Annotated in this window: 13 protein-coding genes; 6 read left to right on the forward strand and 7 right to left on the reverse strand. The window is 68.4% G+C overall.

The window, feature by feature from the left end:
- Positions 1-103: 103 nt before the first annotated feature.
- Positions 104-1,786 (forward strand): AMP-binding protein, encoded by a 1,683-nt coding sequence (locus KF889_18775; GenBank protein MBX3501490.1) that lies wholly within the window; start codon positions 104-106, stop codon positions 1,784-1,786.
- A gap of 341 nt (positions 1,787-2,127) precedes the next feature.
- On the opposite strand, the gene KF889_18780 is transcribed toward KF889_18775, so the two are convergent.
- Positions 2,128-2,583 (reverse strand): DNA-binding protein, encoded by a 456-nt coding sequence (locus KF889_18780; protein MBX3501491.1) that lies wholly within the window; start codon positions 2,581-2,583, stop codon positions 2,128-2,130.
- 99 nt (positions 2,584-2,682) lie between these two features.
- On the opposite strand from KF889_18780, the gene KF889_18785 reads away from it, so the two are divergent.
- Positions 2,683-3,948, forward strand: coding sequence for an MFS transporter (locus KF889_18785; protein MBX3501492.1), 1,266 nt, complete (start codon positions 2,683-2,685; stop codon positions 3,946-3,948).
- A gap of 148 nt (positions 3,949-4,096) precedes the next feature.
- A complete protein-coding gene (locus KF889_18790; protein MBX3501493.1) occupies positions 4,097-5,785 on the forward strand; it encodes an adenylate/guanylate cyclase domain-containing protein in 1,689 nt (562 codons plus the stop codon).
- Between the two features lie 19 nt (positions 5,786-5,804).
- Here KF889_18790 and KF889_18795 read toward each other — a convergent pair whose 3' ends face one another.
- A complete protein-coding gene (locus KF889_18795) occupies positions 5,805-7,163 on the reverse strand; it encodes a sodium-dependent transporter (protein MBX3501494.1) in 1,359 nt (452 codons plus the stop codon).
- A 112-nt stretch (positions 7,164-7,275) separates the two neighbouring features.
- Here KF889_18795 and KF889_18800 point away from each other — a divergent pair, with 112 nt between their 5' ends.
- Together KF889_18800 and KF889_18805 are read left to right on the forward strand one after the other, a co-directional pair.
- Entirely contained in the window at positions 7,276-9,726 is a 2,451-nt protein-coding gene (locus KF889_18800) for an AAA family ATPase (protein ID MBX3501495.1), read from the forward strand.
- Positions 9,710-10,477, forward strand: a complete 768-nt coding sequence (locus KF889_18805; GenBank protein MBX3501496.1) for a hypothetical protein — start codon at positions 9,710-9,712, stop codon at positions 10,475-10,477. The genes KF889_18800 and KF889_18805 overlap by 17 nt, the downstream gene beginning before the upstream one ends.
- A 13-nt stretch (positions 10,478-10,490) precedes the next feature.
- Here KF889_18805 and KF889_18810 read toward each other — a convergent pair whose 3' ends face one another.
- The 5 genes from KF889_18810 to KF889_18830 form a co-directional block, all read right to left on the reverse strand.
- A complete protein-coding gene (locus KF889_18810; GenBank protein MBX3501497.1) occupies positions 10,491-11,240 on the reverse strand; it encodes an SDR family oxidoreductase in 750 nt (249 codons plus the stop codon).
- Positions 11,241-11,252: 12 nt separating this feature from the next.
- Entirely contained in the window at positions 11,253-12,617 is a 1,365-nt protein-coding gene (locus KF889_18815; protein ID MBX3501498.1) for an adenylosuccinate lyase family protein, read from the reverse strand.
- Between the two features lie 219 nt (positions 12,618-12,836).
- A complete protein-coding gene (locus tag KF889_18820; GenBank protein ID MBX3501499.1) occupies positions 12,837-13,349 on the reverse strand; it encodes a hypothetical protein in 513 nt (170 codons plus the stop codon).
- Positions 13,350-13,424: 75 nt separating this feature from the next.
- A complete protein-coding gene (locus KF889_18825) occupies positions 13,425-14,399 on the reverse strand; it encodes an aldo/keto reductase (GenBank protein ID MBX3501500.1) in 975 nt (324 codons plus the stop codon).
- 45 nt (positions 14,400-14,444) lie between these two features.
- On the reverse strand, positions 14,445-15,755 hold the full coding sequence (locus KF889_18830) for a CapA family protein (protein MBX3501501.1): 1,311 nt from the start codon (positions 15,753-15,755) through the stop codon (positions 14,445-14,447).
- Positions 15,756-15,861: 106 nt separating this feature from the next.
- Between KF889_18830 and KF889_18835 the strand changes: the two genes are divergently transcribed.
- Entirely contained in the window at positions 15,862-16,956 is a 1,095-nt protein-coding gene (locus KF889_18835) for an LLM class flavin-dependent oxidoreductase (GenBank protein ID MBX3501502.1), read from the forward strand.
- The last annotated feature ends 75 nt before the right edge of the window (positions 16,957-17,031 follow it).

The following is a 17,031-nucleotide window of genomic DNA, read 5'->3' on the forward strand; positions in this document are numbered from 1 at the left end:
GCATAACACCGCTGTCGTCCTGAGCGCAGCGAAGCACTGGATCCTTCGCTTCGCTCAGGATGACAGAGGAGTGTTATTCTGCGACCCAACGGAGGGATGAGTGATGTCGCAGGCGGCCTTTCTCGCAGCGCGGGACTTTCTGCTCGAGCACCGGACGGACTACGACGCGGCCCGTCGCGGTTTCCGCTGGCCGCGTCTCGACCGCTTCAATTGGGCGCTCGATCATTTCGACGCGATGGCGCGCAGCAATGAGCAGCCGGCGCTGTGGATCGTCGACGAGGCCGGCTCGGAGACGAAGCTGTCCTTCGCCGAGCTGTCGCAACGCTCCAACCGCGTTGCGAACTTCCTGCGCTCAAGGGGCGTCAAGCGCGGCGATCGCGTCCTGCTGATGCTGGGCAACATCGCGCCGCTGTGGGAGTGCATGCTGGCGGCGATGAAGCTGGGCGCCGTGATCATTCCCGCCACTACGCTGCTGACCCACAACGATCTCGCCGACCGCTTCGCGCGCGGCCGCGTGCGCCATGTCATCACCAGCGCCGAGAACACGGCCAAGTTCGACGCGCTGCCTGGCGAATACTCGCGCATCGTCGTTGGCGGCGCGGCCGCAGGTTGGGAGTCGTATGACGCGGCGGACAACGCGTCCGCGGAGTTCACGCCCGATGGCGAGACCAAGGCCACCGATCCGCTGTTGCTCTATTTCACCTCAGGCACGACCAGCAAGCCCAAGCTGGTGCTGCACAGCCACCAGAGCTATCCGGTCGGCCATCTCTCGACCATGTACTGGCTCGGCCTGCGTCCGGGCGATATCCATCTCAACATCTCCTCGCCGGGTTGGGCCAAGCACGCCTGGAGCTGCTTCTTCGCACCGTGGAACGCCGGCGCCACGGTGTTCCTGTTCAACCAGCCGCGCTTCGCCGCCAGGCCACTGCTCGACACGATGGTGCGCTGCAAGGTCACCACCTTCTGCGCGCCGCCCACGGTGTGGCGCGTGCTGGTACAGGAAGACCTCGCGGCGTGGAAGACCAGCCTCACCGAACTGATCGGCGCCGGCGAGCCGCTGAACCCCGAAGTCATCGAGCGCGTGCAGCAGGCCTGGGGTCTGACCATCCGCGACGGCTACGGCCAGACCGAGACCTCGGCGCAGATCGGCAACAGCCCGGGCCAGCGCGTGAAGCCCGGCTCGATGGGCCGCCCGCTCCCCGGCTACACCATCAGGCTGTGCGATCCCGATGGCAACGAGCAGCAGGAAGCCGAGATCAGCCTGCCGCTCAGCGGTCGGCCGCTGGGCCTGATGCAGGGCTACCAGACCGACGATGGCCGCATCGCCGGCCTCGACGGCGAGGTCTATCGCACCGGCGACGTCGCGGTGCGCGACGAAGACGGCTACCTCACCTATGTCGGACGCGCCGACGACGTCTTCAAATCCTCGGACTACCGCATCAGCCCGTTCGAGCTCGAGAGCGTGATGATCGAGCATCCCGCCGTGGTCGAGGCGGCGATCGTGCCCTCGCCCGACCCGCGCCGGCTGGCAGTGCCCAAGGCCGTCATCGTGCTCGCCGCCGGCCACCAGCCGGACCGCGACACGGCGCTCGCCCTCTTCCGCCACGCCCGCGCCAACCTCTCGCCGTTCAAGCGCATCCGGCGCATCGAGTTCGCCGATCTGCCGAAGACCATCTCGGGCAAGATCCGCCGCGTCGAGCTGCGCACCACCGAAGCCGGGCGCGTCGCGGCCAGGCAACGCGGCGCGCACGAGTTCTGGGAAGAGGATTTCCCTGATCTCGCTTGACTGTCACCGGGAGCGCCGACGTCCCGCCGGCCAACAAGAAACATGTCCGAGGTCAGCGTGTGCTGGCTCGATCTTGGTTCGCCGGCAACAACACATAGCCCTCCCCTTGTGAGCAGGGCGATCGTGTATGGCCCTCAAGAGGCTGGGGGCGCGCCACTCCAGTGGCGCGCCCCGACCAGGCAGCGTCATTCAAGGCGTTCGGGCCGCGTCGCTCCAGCGACGCATCATGAGCGTCGCTGGAGCGACGCGGCCCGAAGACAGTCACCAAACCATCTCGCCGGTGACAACTCATGAAGATGCCGGGGGACGCCGGCGCTCCCAGAAGAGATCCGACAGAAGGGTCAGCGGCGCTCCGCCGGCGGCACGCGGATCAGCGTCAGGCCGCTTTCGGGATCGTGGCGCTTGCACAGATGCGCCGGCTGCTCGGTCACCACCAGCTCGAGCGTGGGCCGCACATGCGCCTCGACGAGATGGCCGGCGAGCGCACTGAGGTCGTGCCGGCCGAGCACGGCGTGGATGTGGATTGCCGGCTTGCCGTCGGGGCCAAGCGCGACATCGCCGGTGAGCGAGGCGACCTCGACCTGCTCGGCCACCTTGCGGCGCTGGTACTGCTTCGTTTTCCAGTCGAAATAGGCCAGCACGACGTCGCTGAAGGCGCCGATCGCCGAGAACTGCGCCGCCGTCACGGATTCGCGCCGCGCGAAATCCTGCACGTTCTTCAAGAGCTCGTCGCCGGTCTCGAAGATCAGCGCGAAGGTCCTCTGGCCCTCGTCCTCGTGGAGCAGCTGTGTTTGCATGACGAAACCTCCTGACGGCGAACGCTCCGGCGCGGCTGTCGTTGCTTGCCATCGGCGCCGTCGTGCCTATGCTCGGCGCCGCATGACACGCGTACCCGCATGACGGCCGCCCTGCGGCGTCAAGGCCTGCTGATCGTCGCGACGCTTGCGACCGCCTACGTGGCCAGCCACTTCTTCCGCGCTGCCAACGTCACCATCGGGCTCGACCTGATGCGCGATCTGCGGATCGGGCCGGAGGCGCTGGGTGCGCTGACCGGCGCGTTCTTCTTCGGCTTCTCGGCGATGCAGATCCCGGCCGGCTTCCTGTTCGACCGCTACGGCCCGCGGCGCACGATCAGCGCGCTCCTGATGCTCGCGGTGCTCGGCGCCGCGATCTTCACGGCGGCGACAAGCTGGCCGGTGCTGCTGACCGGTCGCACGCTGATGGGCGCCGGCTTCGGCTGCATGCTGATCGGCAGCATGATCGTCATCGCACGCTGGTTTCCGCCCGACTGGTTCTCGACCCTGTCAGGCATGGTGCTGTCGATCGGCCTGATCGGCAATCTGATCGCCACCACGCCGCTGGCCTGGGGCACCGAGCAGATCGGCTGGCGCGGCGTGTTCGGCGTCATGGTGGGCTTCAGCGCGCTGGCGCTGATCGCGGTCTGGCTGGTGGTGCGCGACGCGCCGCCGGGCCATCCCTTCCTCGCGCGCAGGACGGAGTCCGGCGTCGAGATGCTGCGCGGCCTGCTGGAGGTGCTGCGCAGCCGCAACCTGCCCTTCATCCTGGTGCTGAACTTCTGCAACTACGCCTGCACCTTCACCGTCCAGGGCCTGTGGGGCGGGCCGTTCCTGCGCGAGGTGCACGGCTATTCGATCATCGAGTCCGGCAACGTGCTGCTGATCGCGGTGATCGCCTACCAGCTCGGCATGATGACCTTCTCGCCGCTCGACCGCGTCTTCGACACGCGCAAATGGATCGCCATATCGGGCACGCTGGTGATCGCCGCCATCCTTGCCGTGTTCGCGCTGTTGCAGGGCCCGCCCGCCTGGCTGATCGCCGGCGGCATCATCGCCATGGGCTTCGTCAGCGCGTCCAGCACCATGGTGATGACGCATGGCCGCGCCCTCTTCCCCGACCGCCTGATCGGCCGCGGCATGGCGACCATGAACACCTGCGTCATGCTGGGCGTCGCCTGCATGCAGACGCTGTCGGGGGTCATCCTCGGCGGCTTTGCGCCGCTGGCCGACGGCACGCGTAGCGAGCTCGCCTACCGCAGCCTGTTCGGCTTCATGGCGGTGGTGCTGATCTTCGCCGTCGCTGTCTACGGCCGCGCGCCCGACATCCGCCCGAGCGACGAGCTGAAGGCGCGAGGGGCGCGGTAAAGGCTCGGTCGACGCGAGCGAAGGGATTGCCCGGGCCAGTCACGCCTCATACGATCCGATACAGCAAGGTGGGACGCTTCCCCTGGGCCGTGAACAGCGAAGACTGGCGGCGATCCTGGCCGCCGACGTTGTCGCCTACTCCCGCCTGATGGGCCGGGACGAGGACGGGACGCTGGCGCGCCTTCGGATGCATCGTGGCGACATCCTGGAGCCGGCCCTGGCGCACTACAGTGGCCGCCTGGTCAAGCTGACGGGCGATGGCGTGCTGGCAGAATTCGCCAGCGCCGTCGAGGCGGTCGGTGCCGCCATCGCGATCCAGCAGGCGACGCTCGAGGCCAATCGCGACCGACCGACGGACCACGCGATCGTCTTTCGCATCGGCGTGCATCTCGGTGACCTGATCGTCGACGGCGACGATCTGTACGGCGACGGCGTGAACATCGCGGCCCGGCTCGAGGGCGAGGCGCCGGCCGGGGGCATCGTCGTGTCGGGCGACGTGCACAACACGGTCGCGGGGCGGCTGAAGGCGACGTTCCGCAGCCTCGGCGATCTGGCGCTGAAGAACATCGCGCGGCCCGTCAGCGCCTTCCGGGTCGAGTGGGATGCGGACGACTGGCACAATCCGCGGGCGGCGGCGCCCGTCCCGGGTGTGCGCGAAGCGCCGTCGCTCGCCGTTCTGCCGTTCGTGAACATGAGTGGAGACGCCGACCAGGAGTACTTCGCCGACGGCATCACCGAGGACATCATCGCGGCTCTGTCGCGCTTCCACGAGCTCACGGTGATCTCACGGGGATCGAGCTTTGCCTTCAAGGGCAAAGGCCTGGATCTGCGACGGATCGCCGAGCAGCTCGGCGTCCGTTACGTGCTGGGCGGCAGCATGCGCAAGGCGGGTAATCGCATCCGCGTGTCGGCCGAGCTGACCGACGCGGCAAGCGGCGTGCAGGTCTGGTCTGATCGCTACGATCGCGACATGGCCGACGTCTTCGACCTGCAGGACGACATCAGCCGCACCGTCGCCGCCGTGGTCGACCCGGCGGTCCGCGGCGCGGAGATCGAGCGGGCGCGGCGCAAGCCGCCGGCCAGTCTGTCGGCGTACGATCTGTACTTGCGCGCCCTCCCGCATCTATGGGCCGGCACGCGCGATGACATTCCCAAGGCCATCGATCTGCTGCGCCGCTCGATCAGCCTCGATCCGACGCGAGCGCCGGTGCACGCGGCTCTCGCCCTCAGCCTGGTTTTTGCGGCGCCGGCCGGCGCGGGGATGGAAATCGCCGTCGAGGCGGTCAGCATGGCACGCCGCGCCGTCGAGCTGGATGGTGCCGACGCCTTCGCCCAGTCAGCCTACGGCTACGCCCTGATCGGCGTGCTGCGCGACGCCGATCAAGCGCACCTGCATGCCCGCGAGGCCGTGCGCCTGAACCCGAGTTCGGCCTTCGCATGGGGTACGTTGGGGATCATCGACAGCATGACCGGCAGTTTCGAAGCGGCCATCGCCGAGCTCACCCGCGCGCTCGGCCTCAGCCCGTTCGACACTCTGCTCTACATGTGGTTGCAGGGCTTGGCGGCGTCCTGCTTTGCGCTCGGGCGCTTCGAGGAAGGCGCGAACTGGGCACGCAAATCGGTGCAGCACAATCCCCGCCACGGCACGTCGCATCGCCTGCTGGCCGCGAACCTGGCGTCGGCCGGACGGCTCGACGAAGCGCGCGAAGTCACGCGCCGGCGCGACGCCGTGCAGAAGACGACGATCGGCGAGATGCGCGCGCTGCGCCTGTTCACGTCCGACGAGGTTCTCGAGCGCTATCTCTCGGCCCAGCAATCGGTCGGCGTGCCGGAGTAGGTGCGGATCCGACCAGGCTTCACAGCGCGCCCACCGACTGCAGCAGGATGGCAAGCGTCATGACGGGCACGACCAGCCGGACCAGCCACAGCCAGACGATGCCGAGCCGGCTGGCGCCAAGATCCGCCTGGGCGAGGACCAGCGCCTTGTCCAGCCGCCAGCCGGCGAACAGCGCCGTACCGATGCCCACCGCCGGCAGCAGAAAGACCGATACGCCCTGGTCGATCGCGTCGAGGATGGCGCGCGAACCGATGCGCAGTTCGGCCAGCGTGCCGTAGCTCATGGCCGACGGCAGGCCGATGACGAACACAAACGCACCCATCACCGCCGTTGCCCGCCAGCGCGGCCAGCCAAGGCGATGCACGAGGGACGCCACCGGAATCTCGAGCAGCGCCACCATCGAGGTGACCGCGGCCATGGCGAGCAGGCCGAAGAAGACGATGCCGACGATGGTTCCCGCCGGCATCTCGACGAATACCCGCGGCAGCGTGATGAAGGCGAGCTCTGGCCCCGCGGCGGCATTGCCCTGCAGGGCAAACACGGCAGGAAAGATCGCCAGACCGGCGACGATCGCGAACAGCGTATCACCGACCGCGATGACCCCGGCGGAAGCCGACAACGGAAACGTCCGCGGCATGTAGCTGCCATAGGTGACGAAGAACGCCACGCCGAGCCCGAGGGAGAAGAACGCCTGGCCGAGCGCGGCGGCATAGACCTTCGGCTCGCCAAGCGCCGTCCAGTCCGGGGCGAACAGGAACCGCACGCCGGCGGCCGAGCCAGGCAGGCTGAGCGCGTAGCCGGCGAGCACGACGATGATGATCGCCAGGAACGGTACCAGCAGCCGGTTCACGCGTTCGATGCCGGCCTGGACGCCGCCGACCACGATGAACATCGCGATCAGCAGCGTCGCCGCCTGCCAGGCCACCGGCTGACCGAGATCGGAGATGACTCTGCGGAAATAGCCGCCGAACTCGGCCCCCGTCACGCGCCACAGCCCGCCGGTCGCGGCGCCGGCGAAGTACTTCAGCGCCCAGCCCGCGATCACGGCGTAGTAGCTGAGCATGAGCGTCGCGGCGAGTACACCGAGCCAGCCGACGAGGCGCCAGCGCTCCGACCCTTGCGCCGAGCCGAAGGCGGCGACCGCATCGGCACGGGCGTGGCGTCCGATCGACAGCTCGGCGATGACCAGCGGCACGCCGATCAGTGCCACGAAGACGACATAGACGAGCAGGAACGCCGCGCCGCCATTCTCGCCGGCGACGTAGGAGAACCGCCAGATATTGCCCAGGCCGACCGCGCCGCCGATGGTCGCCAGCATGAAGCCGGTACGGCTCGCCCATTGCTCTCGCGCTCCGTGCGCCGTCTCGGAAGGCGACATGTCGGCCCCGCGTTGCTCCCGCCTCCGTCCGCGAACCGGGCGCGTGGCACAGGCGACGGCGGGAGACTATGCTCATGCGCATGACGATACACCATCACGCGTGGCGTCCCGCATGACCTTCGGCCCCAAGGATGCGGCGAGACCGCTGCCGGCGCCCCTGCTGCGGCGCGTCACCGATCCGACGACACTGCGCGAAGACTTGCGCGGAACACCGGTCGGCGACGAGCTGATCGGGCAATCGCGGGCGACCGACGCGATCGGCTTCGGCAGCGCGATCCGCAAACGCGGCTTCAACCTCTACGCCATGGGGCTGCAGGGCACCGGGCGATTGGCATCGATCCGCGCCTTCCTCACCCGGCGCGCACAGGCCGAGAAGCGGCCCGACGACTGGGTGTACGTCAACAATTTCGAGGTGCCGGAGAAGCCGCAGGCGCTTCGCCTGCCACCCGGAACCGCAGTGCGGTTCCGGGCAGAGATGGACACCCTCATCGCCGATCTCTCGATCGCCATCCCGGCACTGTTCGACTCCGACGAATACAAGGCGCGTCGCGGCGCCATCGACCAGGAGTTCGAGGAAGCCCAGGAGCAGGCGTTCTCGGCGCTGAACGAGGCCGGTCGCGCCAAGTCCGTCACCGTGATGAAGACTCCGGTCGGCTTCGCCTTCGCGCCGGTCCGCGGAGGCGAGGCCATCAAGCCCGAGGAGTTCAACGCGCTGCCCGACGCCGAGCGCGAGCGGATCCAGACCGACATCAAGGCGCTGCAGGAGCAGCTCAAGGGCATTCTCATGCGCATGCCCGCCAGCGAGAAGGCGCATCGCGACCAGGTCCGCCAGCTCAACAGGGAAATGGCCGGCGCGACGGTCGCCGTCGAGATGCGCGAGGTCGCCGAGGCGCTGGGCCACATCCCCACGATCCAGGCGTTCCTCGACGCCGCGGCCAATGACCTCGTCGCCAATCTCGAGATCTTCCTGGAGACGGGAGAGGCCACCCCGAACGCCCCGGCCCAGGCGCGCAACTTCGGTACGCCTGGCAACCCCAGGCTCAAACGGTACCGCGTCAACGTCATGGTCGGCGACGGCGATGGCGGCGCCGGCTCTCCAGTCGTCCTCGAGCCGGACCCGACCTACCACAACGTGATCGGGCGCATCGAGCACATCTCGCAAATGGGTGCGCTGCTCACCGATTTCACCCTGATCCGTCCCGGGGCGCTGCACCGCGCCAATGGCGGCTACCTGATCCTCGACGCGCGCGAGATTCTGTCCCAGCCCCTCAGCTGGGCGGCGCTGAAGCGCTCGCTCAAGAGCGGGCTGATCACCGTCAAGTCCATGGCCGAGCAGGTCAGCCTGGTGTCGACGATCTCGCTCGATCCCGATCCGATCCCGCTCGACGCGAAGATCGTCCTGATCGGCGATCGCTGGCTCTACTACACGCTGATGGCGGCCGATCCCGACTTCATCGAGCTGTTCAAGGTCGAGGTCGACTTCGACGACGAGTTCGATCGCACCGCGGACAACACCCGGCTCTATGCGCGGGCGATCGAGGCGCTGACCGGTCGCGAGAAGCTGCGGCCAATCGACGACGCCGGCCTTGCACGCATGGTCGATGAAGCGTCGCGCCTGGCCGAGGATGCGGAAAAGCTGTCGCTTCGCATCGGCGTGGTCGCCGACATCCTGCGCGAAGCCGACCATTGGGCCGGCGAGGCCGGGCACGAGCGCATCGGCGCCGACGATGTCGCGCGCGCCGTCGCCGAGCGCCGGCGACGGTCGGAGCGCATCGGCCTGCGCGTGCGCGAATCGATCACCCGCGACATCGTCCTAGTCGCCACCGATGGTGCGGCGGTCGGCCAGATCAACGGGCTTTCGGTCAGCCAGATCGGCGCGCAGAGCTTCGGCCGTCCCACCCGCATCACGGCGCGCACAAGGCTCGGATCGGGCAAGCTCATCGACATCGAGCGCGAGGTCGCGCTCGGCGGCCCGCTGCATTCGAAAGGCGTTCTGATCCTCTCGGGATTCCTCGCCGCGCGCTACGCGCCCGACGTGCCGGTGTCGCTGCACGCGAGTCTCGTCTTCGAGCAATCCTACGGCGGCATCGACGGCGACAGCGCCTCGTCGGCCGAGCTGTACGCGCTGCTCTCGGCGCTCGCCGAGGTGCCGATCCGCCAGTCCTTCGCCGTCACCGGCTCGGTCAACCAGTTCGGCGAGGTCCAGGCGATCGGCGGCGTCAACGAGAAGATCGAGGGCTTCTTCGACATCTGCGTGCAGCGCGGGCTGAGCGGCGCGCAGGGAGTCCTGATCCCGCTGGCCAACGTCAAGCACCTGATGCTGCGCGAGGATGTCGTCGAGGCCTGTTCCCAGGGCCGCTTCTCGGTGACGCCGGTCGCGACCATCGACCAGGGCATCGAGATCCTGACCGGGCTCGCCGCCGGCGCTCGCGACGACGCGGGCCACTTCCCGGCGGACAGCGTGAACGGCCGCGTCGAGGCCCGGCTGCGGGCATTCGCCGCGTCGCGCCGCAGGTTCGGCATCGGCCGGGCGGGAGTCGAATCCGATGCCGACGCCACCTGAGCGATCGCACGCCAGGCGAAGGCTTGTCCTGCACGTCAGCACGCGCCAGGACGTCGAAGCCGAGCTCCAGGTGTCGCTCGACCTCGCCGCCGCCATGGACACCGAGCTGACGACCTGCTTCGTCATGCACGAGGCCTCGATCGCCGCCTGCACGCTGCCGTTCCCGACCGTGATCGGCTTCTCGGGCGGCGAGCTGGACGTCAGCGAAGCGCAGCTCGACGCAGCGCTGCGGCGCGAGGCGCGCCTGTGCCGGCAACTCGTCGCCGCCGCCGCCGAGCGATCCAGCCTTTCCTGGACGTTCGAGACCTTGCGCGGCCAAGTGCCTCGCCGGCCGCCGGCGGACGAGAGTTCGACGGGAGACATACTGGTGTTCAGGCTCGACCGCCTGGGACTGTCGCTCGCCGAGCTCGTCGCGACGGCCAGGCAATTCGCCCCTCGGCAGGGCGGCGTCATGCTGGTGCCCGAGCACCCCGCGCGGCACCACGGCGGTCTGGTCACGATCGACCGTCTGCCGGGTCCGCGCGATTCACTGGCGCGCTTCGCCGCCTCGCTCGCCGCCGCCATGGGCACCCGCGTCTCGCACGCCGTGGTGTCGGACGCCCCCATCGCCGCGCGGATTGGCGGCGCGCGGCTGCTCCTGGTCAGCCTGCAAAGCCCGCTGCTGGCCGACGTGAGCGCGCTCGGCCGCCTGATGTCGACGTTGCGCACCCCGCTGTTGCTGGTCCCCGACGATCCGGACGATGCCGCCTGAGCGGCGGGTGCGATCAATGGAAGGTGCGGCCCGAATCGATCACCAGGGTCTGGCCGGTCATGGTGTTGGTGCGGCACATGGTGACGACCTGGTCGGCGCAATCGTCCTTGTCGGCGGCCTTGCCCAGCAGCGAGGCCTTGCGGCCGGTCTCGATCACCTCGGGCCGCAGATTCGCCGTGGCGCGCGTGCCCTCCAGCAGGCCGGGCGCGACGCAGTTCACCAGCACTTCCGGCGCCAGCGCCACCGCCATGCACTTGGTGAGATGGATCAGCCCGGCCTTCGACACGGCATAGGCGATCGACGAGCCGGTCGGGCCCAGCCCGGCCACCGAGGAGATGTTGACGATGCGGCCACTGCCCTGGCGCTTCATGACCGGCGCCACGGCCTTGGTCAGCAGCATCGGGCCGGTGAGGTTGATGTCGAGGATCTTGTTCCATTCCTCGTAGGTCAGGCCGTCGAGATCCTGGAACTTGATCGACTTGTTGTAGGCGGCGTCGTTGATCAGGATGTCGAGCCGGCCGAAGCGCTTGACCACGCCGTCGACCAGCGCCTGCACCTGCTCGCGCTTCGTCACGTCGCACTGGAACGTCGCGGCGCTGACCTGGTGGCGCTCCAGGTCGCGCGCCACGCCTTCCGCCTGGTCCCTGCTCTGCGCATAGACCACGGCGATGTGACAGCCCTGCGCGGCGAGCGCGTGGCAGATGCGCTGCCCCAGCCCGCCATTGCCGCCGGTGACGACGGCGACCGTGCCCTTGAGTTCCATGCGTGTCCTCCCCTACTTCAGCTTTGCCGCCGCGTCCCGTGCGCGCACCGCAGCCTCTCGCGCCATGTCGGCGCACAGGCCGGTATAGGCCGTCGGATCGAGCAGCCTGTCGATCGCCGCGCGATCCATGTGCGCGGTCAGCCGCTGGTCGGCAGCGAGCAGGTCGGAGAACGACCTGCCCTCGACGAAAGACGCTTGCGCTGCATCGTAGACCACGTCATGGGCGTGCTGTCGGCCGATCGCGCCGCCCAGCTCGAGCATCACCGCCTCGGCCATGATCAGCCCGCCGCCGAGATCGAGGTTCGATCGCATGCGCCTGGGATCGACGCGCAACCCGCGCATGATCTCGCCCAGCCGGCCCAGCATGTCCCCCGTGGCGATGCAGGCGCGCGCCTCGGCGCTGTCCATCATCAGGCTGGTGGTGCGATCGGCCTCGTGCTCGGTGGTCATCGCCTCGAGCGCCAGCGGCACCATGGCGCGGATCTCGGCCGCAGCGGCGATCACGTCCTGGCAGAGCTTGGGATTGCGCTTCTGCGGCATGGTCGAGCTGCCCACCGTGCCCGGCGGCACCGGCTCCTCGACCTCGCCGAACTCGGTCTTCATCAGCGTGTAGATCTCGCGCCCGATCTTGCCTGACGTCGCCGCCAGCAGGCCTAGGATGCAGACGTTCTCGGCGAGGTGGTCGCCCAGCGCGCGCGAGGGCACGGTCATCGAGCCGAAGCCGAGCTGGCGGCCGATGCCTTGCTGCACCGGCGGCCCCATCCGGCCCAGCGAGGCGAAGGTGCCGGCGCCGCCGCCGAGCATGGCGACGAACAGGCGCGGTGCGGCCTGCTGCAGGCGCTCGACATGGCGCAGCAGCTCGTCGATCCAGACCGCGACCTTGTAGCCGAAGGTCGCCGGCACGGCGTGCTGGCCATGCGTGCGGCCGGCCATCGGCATGTCGGCGGTGCGCTCCGCGAGATCGGCCATGGCGGCCAGGATCTCGCCGAGCTGCTTCAGGAAGATCGCGTGCGCCTGGCGCAGCACCAGCAGGTCGCCGGTCTGGGTGATGTTCTGCGTCGTGGCGCCCCAATGCACCCAGCCGCCATGCGGCTCGCCGACCACGCGGCCCAGCTCCCACACCAGCGGCACCAGGGTGTGGCCGGTGCGGCGGAAGCCCTCGTCGATGCGCGCACGGTCCATCAGCTCGAACTTCGCCTTGGCGGCGATGGTTTCGGCCGCGTCCTTGGGCACGATGCCGAGCTCGGCCTGCGCGCGCGCCAGAGCCGCCTCGACGTCGAGCCAGGCCTGCCAGCGATTCTCCTGCCGGTACAGCGCGCGGATGCCGGGATCGGCGACGCGCGTCGCGGTGGGCAGCGAGTCGGTGGTGGCGGACATGACGATCAGCTCCCAAGGACTCTGTCATCCCTCGCTACGCTCGGGATGACAGCTTTAGCCAACTTTGGTCAGCGGGAAGTGGCAGGCTACCGCACAGCCGGGCGCGATGGGACGCAGGGCTGGCACCTCGGCGGCGCAACACTCCACCGCATGCGGGCAGCGGGTGCGGAAGCAGCAGCCCGACGGCGGGATCGGGCCCGCGTTCCGCCAAGGCGGATCCTATCCCAGCTTGCGGAGGCAGCTCTGGAACGCTCCATTCACCGTCGCGGTGCCCTGCAATCCCAGGATCCAGGCCGGGAACTGGTTGTCCTTGAAGTCGATGCGCAACTGGCTGCTGTCGCGAAACTCCCGCGCGAAGTTTTCCATCTGATTGCGGTGGACTGCGAACTGCAGCCCGGCATCCCCGTCATCGAAGTGGAAGCCCGTAGCGGTAGCCCGCCAGATCGGATGGCCGTCGAAGCGCATGGTCAGAGGCACCTTGGCGCCTTTCTCGATCTTCCACTGAGACGTGCCCATCTGGATGTCGAAAGTCGTTTGGCCGCCGAACAGCTTCAACCCGAAATAGCGACCGCCAGGTTCGGCCGAAATGCCGCAGACGCCCGTACCGTCTGTGGCCGTCCCGCCGAACGCCTCCCAGCTTCCCGAGCGAGCAAGCGTCTTTGTCTCCGCGGATGCACTGACCGCGATCGCCACAAGTGCCAGCGCGAACGCGAGCGCTCCCCATCGAGCCATGGCTCCCCCCGTGCCAGTCGATTGGCAGAAAACCTTAGCACAACGGCATATCGGGGCCAGTGGCCCGACCGGCAGTCATGGCCGCGCGACCTTCAGTTCCTCCGAGCGGTCGGTGGCCGGCGGCGGCGTGCGCGACAGATCGGCGATCCTCGCCCGCAGCTCCGACGTCATCGCGATGTCGACGGAAGCCAGCGAGTCCTTGAGCTGGTCGGTGTTGCGCGCGCCGATGATCGGCGCGGTCACCGCCGGATGCGCGCCGACCCAGGCGATCGCCGTGCTCACCGGATGCAGGCCGTTCTCCTGGCAGAAGGCGACGTACTCCTCGGCGACCTCGAACATCCAGGCATCGCCGTAGCGCGCCTCGTACATCTTGTTGGTCTTCAGCCGGCCCACGCCCTGCCTGGCGTACTTGCCCGACAGCAGGCCGGCGGCGGCGGGGCTGTAGGGGATGACGCCGATGCCGTTGGCCTCGGCCATCGGCAGGATCTCGACCTCGGCCTGGCGCTTCACCAGGTTGTACATCGGCTGCATCACCTGCAGGCGCGCCCAGTTGTGGCGCTCCTGGATATCGATCGCGCGCTGCGTCTGCCACGCCGACCAGTTGCTCACCGCCGGATAGATCACCTTGCCCGAGCGCACCACGTCCTCCAGCGCGCGCATCATCTCGTCGATCGGCGTGCGGGTATCGAAGCGGTGCAGGAACAGCACGTCGATGCGATCGGTGCCCAGCCGCCTGAGGCTGGCCTCGACCGCCTGCACGACATGCCGGCGGTTGGCGCCACGCGCGTTGATGTCGGGACCGGTCGGGTTGAAGCACTTGGTGGCGATCACCAGATCGTCGCGCTCGCCCTTCATCAGCCGGCCGAGGATCTCCTCGGACCTGCCCTTGCTGTACTCGTTGGCGGTGTCGAAGAAGTTGATGCCGGCGTCGCGCACCGCCTTGTACATCGCGGCAGCCATCGCCTCGTCGGCGTCGCCGCCGAAGGACATGGTGCCGAAGCAGAGCTGGGAAACCTGCAGTCCGGTCCTTCCGAGTGCCACGAATTTCATGCCGGTTCGCCTTCATGTGACGGTGGCGGGAGACTCCACGATAGCTCAGAGCGCGACGGTCGCCGACTGCGTCCCGATCTCAACTGTTGTGCCGAAGGGCTTCGACAGCGCGGCAAAGCGCTCGAGGATCGCGCGACCCTCCTCGCCCTTGGCCAAGCGCGGCCGGCCGCGCTTGTGGCGGGCTTCCTTCCAGCCCAGGCTGATCGGCATCAGCTCGATGCCCTTCAGCGCGCCGGCCTCGTAGGTGAGCACCGGCACCACCGACTCCCAGTAGCGCGGGTCGGCGGGAAAGCCGACCTGGTCGTTCTGGACACGCCTCTGATAGACCTGCCCCGGCGTGAGCTCGGGCTCGGCGCGGAAGCGCTCGTAGCCGTCGGCCGGTATCTTCGGCACCAGCTCGTTCTGGCCGATGAAGTTGCCGAGCGAATAGAAGATCGGCTTGCCCTTGTAGAGCTCCAGCCCGCGCAGCAGATGCGGCCCGTGGCCGACGACGAGATCGGCGCCCGCGTCGATCATCTCGCGCGCGAAGACCGGGATGAACTCGGCCGGGATCTCCTTGCTCTCGGCCTGCTCATGCGCATGCAGGCTGACCAGCACCACGTCCGACAGGCCGCGCGCTTCCCTGATCCAGCGCGTCATGCCGTCGATGTCCTTGCGGTTCGCCGTCATGCGCACCGCGGGGCGATTGGCGGCGCGGAAATTCATCGTGCCGAGCGGGAACAGCGCCGGATCGGATGGCGCGAAGGCAAAGCCCATCTTGATCTTCTGCTGGCGCTCTGCCTCCAGCCCGAGCTGGTCGGCGATCTCGCGCAGCGCCTCGAGCTGCGGCGGCGTCACCTCGTGCACCGTCTCGAAGCGCAGCGGATTGAGGCCGGGCCGGCCCGGCAGATCCGGCCGCTGCGCCGACGCCTCCTGGCCCTTGGCGAAGGACGAGGTGCACGAGAGCATCGCCACGGTGCCGTGCGGATGGGTGTGATAGACCGGCCGCCGCGCATCTTCGAGGTTGCGGCCGATGCCGGCGAAAGACAGCCCGCGCGCCTCCATCGCCTGCAGGGTGTGCAGCAGCCCCGCCACGCCATAGTCGAGACTGTGGTTGGTGGCCGTGGCGAACAGGTCGAAGCCGGCCTCGACCAGCTCGTCGAGCACCCAGGAAGGCGCGCCGAAATGCGAGCCACCGCTCTCCAGCACCGGATCGCCGCGGTAGTCGTTGGCCAGCACCTCGAGGTTGGTGAAGGCCACGTCGGCCGCGCGCACGCGATCGAACAGTGGGCTGAGGACATCGTCGGCGCGGCTTTGCAGGCGTCGCTGCAGGATGCTGTCACCGGTGAGGAGGATGCGGAGCGGCTGGGCGGACATGAACCCCTGTCTAGCGCAAAGTCCTGCCATGCCGCCACCGGGCCTCGACTCCTGAGCCGCCGCTGTCACTATTGCGGCAACACGAAGTACGACCAGGAGGCACGCCATGGACGTCGGCATGATGATGGTGTTCGCCAGCTACGGCTGGGACAACTGCTCCGATCAGCGCGTGTGGGACGAGGAGATCCGGCTGGCCCGGCTGGCGCACGATCTCGGCTTCGACTGCCTGTGGTCGGCCGAGCATCACTTCAACGACTACTCCTTCGTGCCCGACAATCTGTCGCTGATGACGTATCTGACGGCCCTCTGCCCCAACATCGATGTCGGCACCGCAGCGGTGATCCTGCCATGGCACGATCCGCTGCGCGTGGCCGAGAATGCCGCCGTGCTCGACATGCTGAGCAAGGGCCGCCTGCGGCTGGGCCTGGGCCGTGGCCTGGCGCGGCGCGAGTTCGCCGCCTTCCGGCTGAGCATGGACGAGTCGCGCGGGCGCTTCGATGAAGCAGCACCGATGATCATCAACGCGCTGAAGACCGGCTTCATCGAGGGCGACGGCCCCTACTATAAGCAACCGCGCATCGAGATCCGCCCGCGGCCGCAGCACTCCTTCGACGGCCGCATCTACGCTGTGGCGTCGAGCGAGGACTCCATCGATTCAGCCGCCAAGCTCGGCGCGCATATCGTGATGTTCGCCGACCGGCCCTGGGAGATGCGCCTGCCGATGATCGAGCACGGCCGCAAGCTGCACCGCCAGTATCACGGCACCACGCCGCCCACCGTGCTGCTTACCGAATTCGTAGTCTGTGGCACCGACCTCGCCAAAACCGAGGAAGAGGCGCGCCAGTACCAGGGCAAGTTCGTCGAGAGCAACTTCCACCACTACGAGTTCCTCGGCGAGCACTTCAAGACGGTGAAGGGCTATGACGCCTACCAGCAGAAGGCCGAGATCGCGCGCAAGAGCGGGCTGGAAGGCGCGGTCAACGGCTTCATGCAGGCCGCGAGCTGGGGCACGCCGGACAAGATCCTGCGCGGGCTGGAGGCGCGGCGGAAGGTGGTGGGCGATTTCGAGATGAACGTCGCCTTCCGCTTCGGCGGCACGCCCTTCGAGGTCTGCGAGCGCGGCCTGAAGCTCTTCGCCAGGGAGGTGCTGCCGGTCGTGAAGTCGTGGAAGCCTGCGGCGGTGGCCCAGGCGGCGGAATAGGCGTTTCCTACCCCGTCGTCCTGAGCGCAGCGAAGGACCTCGCGGTATCGCGGCCACACAACGGCGTCTTGACTG

This window comes from Alphaproteobacteria bacterium, assembly GCA_019635875.1.
Lineage (GTDB): Bacteria > Pseudomonadota > Alphaproteobacteria > Reyranellales > Reyranellaceae > JAFAZJ01.